Annotated in this window: 5 protein-coding genes and 1 pseudogene; 4 read left to right on the forward strand and 2 right to left on the reverse strand. The window is 35.5% G+C overall.

Translation table 11 applies throughout. From position 1 onward, the window contains the following. Positions 1-267: 267 nt before the first annotated feature. From J2S07_RS21610 to J2S07_RS21620, 3 genes and pseudogenes are all read left to right on the forward strand, one after another. The gene (locus J2S07_RS21610; RefSeq protein ID WP_307152434.1) at positions 268-795 is read left to right on the forward strand and encodes a YceI family protein; all 528 of its coding nucleotides are present in this window, start codon (positions 268-270) and stop codon (positions 793-795) included. 82 nt (positions 796-877) lie between these two features. After that, on the forward strand, positions 878-1,312 hold the full coding sequence (locus J2S07_RS21615; RefSeq protein WP_307152438.1) for a MarR family winged helix-turn-helix transcriptional regulator: 435 nt from the start codon (positions 878-880) through the stop codon (positions 1,310-1,312). A 55-nt stretch (positions 1,313-1,367) separates the two neighbouring features. Beyond that, a pseudogene (locus J2S07_RS21620) lies at positions 1,368-1,469 on the forward strand (ring-cleaving dioxygenase); the annotation flags it as partial. 149 nt (positions 1,470-1,618) lie between these two features. On the opposite strand, the gene J2S07_RS21625 reads toward J2S07_RS21620, so the two are convergent. Further along, entirely contained in the window at positions 1,619-2,695 is a 1,077-nt protein-coding gene (locus J2S07_RS21625; protein WP_307152435.1) for an RNA-guided endonuclease TnpB family protein, read from the reverse strand. A gap of 4 nt (positions 2,696-2,699) precedes the next feature. Continuing rightward, positions 2,700-3,098, reverse strand: a complete 399-nt coding sequence (tnpA, locus tag J2S07_RS21630; RefSeq protein ID WP_307152436.1) for an IS200/IS605 family transposase — start codon at positions 3,096-3,098, stop codon at positions 2,700-2,702. A 478-nt stretch (positions 3,099-3,576) separates the two neighbouring features. Between tnpA and J2S07_RS21635 the strand changes: the two genes are divergently transcribed. Then, the gene (locus J2S07_RS21635; protein ID WP_307152437.1) at positions 3,577-3,987 is read left to right on the forward strand and encodes a hypothetical protein; all 411 of its coding nucleotides are present in this window, start codon (positions 3,577-3,579) and stop codon (positions 3,985-3,987) included. Positions 3,988-4,040: the final 53 nt, after the last annotated feature.

The raw sequence follows: 4,040 nt of genomic DNA on the forward strand, positions 1-4,040 counted from the left end.
CACTCCATGTAAAGTTGCGCAAAGTATCCCAGTCTATTTAATCATGGGTTTACTGGTATTTCATTAAATGTTGCATTTAATATTGCAATTTAAGATGTAATGAAAATCAAAAAAATTAATGATAAAGTGTTGACAATGATCAAGTCTATGTGATAAATTTACCTCGAGTTAAAGATATTTGAACTCAAGTAAATCAGAACTCATATTTTTTTGGTTATATATCTCGAATTCGAGGTAAAAATAAAAAACAAATTGGAGGAATTGAAAATGGCAAAGTGGACAGTAGATCAATCACATTCACAAGTAGGTTTTGAAGTAAAACACATGATGGTATCGAAAGTAAAAGGTCAATTTGATTCTTATACAGCAGACGTAGAAGCAGAAGATTTATCAGATTTAACAACTGCTACCATCGCATTCAAATTTGACGTAGCGAGCATTAACACAAGAAGCGAAGATCGCGATAATCACTTAAAATCAGCTGATTTCTTTGATGTAGAAAACAACCCAACAATTGATTTCACATCTACAAGCATTACGAAAGATGGGGATGACTACAAAGTAACTGGTGATTTAACAATCAAGGGCGTGACCAAGCCAGTAACATTCGATGTTGAGTTTGGTGGAAAAGGCACAAACCCATGGGGTGTTGAAGTTTATGGGTTTGAAGCAGCAGCAAAAATTAACCGTGAGGAATTCGGTCTTACATGGAACGCAGCACTTGAAACAGGTGGCGTCCTAGTTGGAAAAGATGTAAAAATCAAAGTGGAATTAGAAGTAAATCCAGCCGCATAATGTAGGAACAAATTGATAGGGATGATGCTGAATGGAATTTGTACATTTCAGCATCATCTATCTGTTTAATGGAGTGATACGAATGGATCTAACGAACAAAGAATTGAAAGCCGTAACTGTTATACTTCGTTCCTCCCAAGCGATTCAAGAAGTTATTCGAAAAGATGTAGCCAATTACGGATTAAACCCTACGGAATTTTCCGTTCTAGAGCTGTTGTATCATAAAGGTGACCAGCCCATCCAAATGATTGGAAAGAAGGTTCTTATTTCAAGTGGTAGCATCACCTATGTGATAGATAAGTTAGAGAAAAAGAATTATGTCAGACGTCAAGGATGTCCAGAGGATCGACGTGTTATCTATGCGGTTTTAACAAATGAAGGTAAAGCATTAATGGATGAAATTTTTCCACAACATGTCATGAAAATTGGACAAGTATTTGATGAATTAAGTGCTGATGAGCTCAATCAAATGGTTGCATTATTAAAACGAGTGGGTTATCGAGCAAAGAAACAGTAGATTTTTTTTATAGAGAAGTCTCAAATTCGAGATACTTTAATTGGAGGGATTATTGATGAATGCACTAAAAGGTCTACATCATGTTACAGCAATCACTAGTAGTGCAGAAAAGATTTATGATTTTTTCACATTTGTATTAGGTCTTCGGTTATTGAGACTCCCACGTCTAAAGACGCAAGCCCTAAACCTTACGATTTAGCGGGTGGGATTCCTGAGTGACTAAGCGTTCGCAGTCCATTTCTGTTTTGAACAGTCCTCAAGGTGAGGGCATCCCATTGCCCCTCCTAAGACAGTGCATTTAGCATCTTAGGCTGATTGACTATTACCACCAATCACAGGTGCATATCGAATATTCATAGCACCGATTATGTCTCTATGTTTCTCGAATCCACATGTACACTTGTACCTTCTGTCTTGTGCTTTATTTCTTTCGGAACATTTAGGGCATGTTTGACTTGTATATGCAGGATTCACATACTCAACCTTAATACCTTCTAAATTAGCTTTGTATTCAATGAATTGCGATAGGCGATAGAATGACCATGAATGCAAATTCTTTTCGTTTTTACGACTGGTTCTTGTCGTCTGTCTGATATTCGCTAATTGTTCTAAACGAATGACAGAAATCTTATTTTCCTTAGCAAAATTAACAATTGCACGACTTATTTTATGGTCTTGATCTTCCATCCAACGCTGTTCTTTATTTTTCGAATTACGGATAGCATTTAACTTTTTCTTTTTTCCTAATGCTTTACGATCAGAACGAAACTTTCTCTTTTTGAATTTGTTTTGTCTTCCATTCCCAAAGAAGCGTACCTTTTCATCATCTGTTACAGCAACAGCAGGTACTTTTAATCCTAAATCTACTCCCATGACTTTCACACCTGTTCCTTGAACCGTAGGAATAGTGACAGAAATTTGGGCAATCCACTTATCTGACTTTTTCGTGATGCGGAGTGTACCCAATTTATGTTTAAGCAAATCAAAATTTCGATTATCTTTATCAACTAACAAGGCACGAATAGGCGTTTTCTTCGCTTTCCCATCAATCATGATCGGCAGTGAAATATGAGTGAAGTTAAAAGAGTAGTTTTGATTATTCCAAATACACATGGGTTTCTTCAACACTGGAACCACTTTAAACTTAGATTTCTTCGCTTTCTTAAAAACACTTTTTGCATCTTTGATCGCTTGGTTTTTCAATGCACTTGGCAGAGATGCATCAATGTTTTTACTGGACTTCTTGGTGCTTTTATTTTCTTTTACCATTTCAGCTATCAGATCATTAATCGTTGAAATGTATGTATGGCTCATTTCAGTCAAAGTCAAAGCTTGCTCTTTTGTAGGTAGCAACTTAATTTTTACAGTGATGGTTTGCGACATGGTTTCACCCCCTTGTTTTTTGTTGCTCCACATATCGTTTTATGGTTTGACTCGATACATTTCCTGCCGTAGAAACAAAATAAGAACGTGTCCATAAACTCGGCAAATGTCGTAGGTGCGGAAATTCTTCACGCAGCTGTTTAGATGTCACTCCTTTGATTTTCGCCATGATATTCGCAGGACTTAACGTTGGCAGTGCATTTAGAAACATGTACGCATGGTCTTTGTCACATTCTAAGGCTACCACTTTTATTTTCAGCGATTCACATATTTCGTGGACCATTTCTTTAAATCTTTGTTCTACTTTGCCATCAAGAAATATTTTCCTTCTGTAGCGAGGGCAAAATACAAAGTGATAGTTTATTAATGAAACGGTTGTGTTTGTTCTTCTATATTCTTCCATGCTTCTATTTTATTAGTTTACGATCACAACTGCAACAAATATATATAAAAGATAGTGAAATTTTCAAATACTTGAAGCACCATAAAACCTTACGGTTAAATGTGGTACTCCGTATTTGACCTCACAATCATCCCATGTCTAAAGACGGTCTGCGACCTGCATAGGCTTTCTCGTTCGGAAAATCTGTAATAGAGTGAGATTTATATTTCGGTAAAATACCACAACTACGGGAAGTGTAGTCTTTAAAAACCGGGAATCGGGTGAAAATAGTATTCGAACCAGATATTGACAGATGCGTGATTGTAATTTACAGTAAATTCAGAATGTGTAATCATTATAAGTTAAAAATAAAAGAGTAAGTATTTTTTAAAATCTTCAAAGCTACAATGTTGTCTATTTTTTCTTTCGTACTTTTGTTAGCAGCAGCTCCTAGTAATAAATGCGTTTAAAATTCTAGCTAGTATTTGGAGGCATTATGATGAAAAAATTAGTTGTATTGATGCCATTAATCATAATTTTCATTTTAACTGGTTGTGTAGAAGAAAGAGTGGATCTCCCAATGTTTCAAATAGAAGATACTTTATATTCTGTAACAAATGAACCCATAGATGAACAGGATATTGAAAAGGAAATAGGTAGCATTGAAAAGGAAGTTCAAGATATACCTGATAAAAACGGAGAAGGGTACAAAATAAAAAAAGGAACGGTTATTTATAAAATTAAAGGTGAGAGTATCAAAGGAGATTTCATGAAAAAGCAGGCAGGGCTCGTTGCTTTTTTAGATAATGATGGACAATATAGAGGGGCTAGAAAATATTTTTCGGAAGAAGAGATCAAAAAACATACTGAGGCTAGTTGTATAATCAAATGCAACAAGCTAAATAAATGAAAAAGCCACGATAAACCGTGTATGATTAAGTCGACGAAAACACAATCATAACG

The organism is Anoxybacillus andreesenii, assembly GCF_030813005.1.
GTDB classification, from domain to species: domain Bacteria; phylum Bacillota; class Bacilli; order Bacillales; family Cytobacillaceae; genus Robertmurraya; species Robertmurraya andreesenii.

Excerpts from the sequence above, each read along its gene's own strand:
- J2S07_RS21610 (WP_307152434.1), top strand. The coding sequence starts at position 268 with ATGGCAAAGTGGACAGTAGATCAATCACATTCACAAGTAGGTTTTGAA.
- J2S07_RS21615 (WP_307152438.1), top strand. The coding sequence starts at position 878 with ATGGATCTAACGAACAAAGAATTGAAAGCCGTAACTGTTATACTTCGT.
- J2S07_RS21625 (WP_307152435.1), bottom strand. The coding sequence starts at position 2,695 with ATGTCGCAAACCATCACTGTAAAAATTAAGTTGCTACCTACAAAAGAG.
- tnpA (WP_307152436.1), bottom strand. The coding sequence starts at position 3,098 with ATGGAAGAATATAGAAGAACAAACACAACCGTTTCATTAATAAACTAT.
- J2S07_RS21635 (WP_307152437.1), top strand. The coding sequence starts at position 3,577 with ATGAAAAAATTAGTTGTATTGATGCCATTAATCATAATTTTCATTTTA.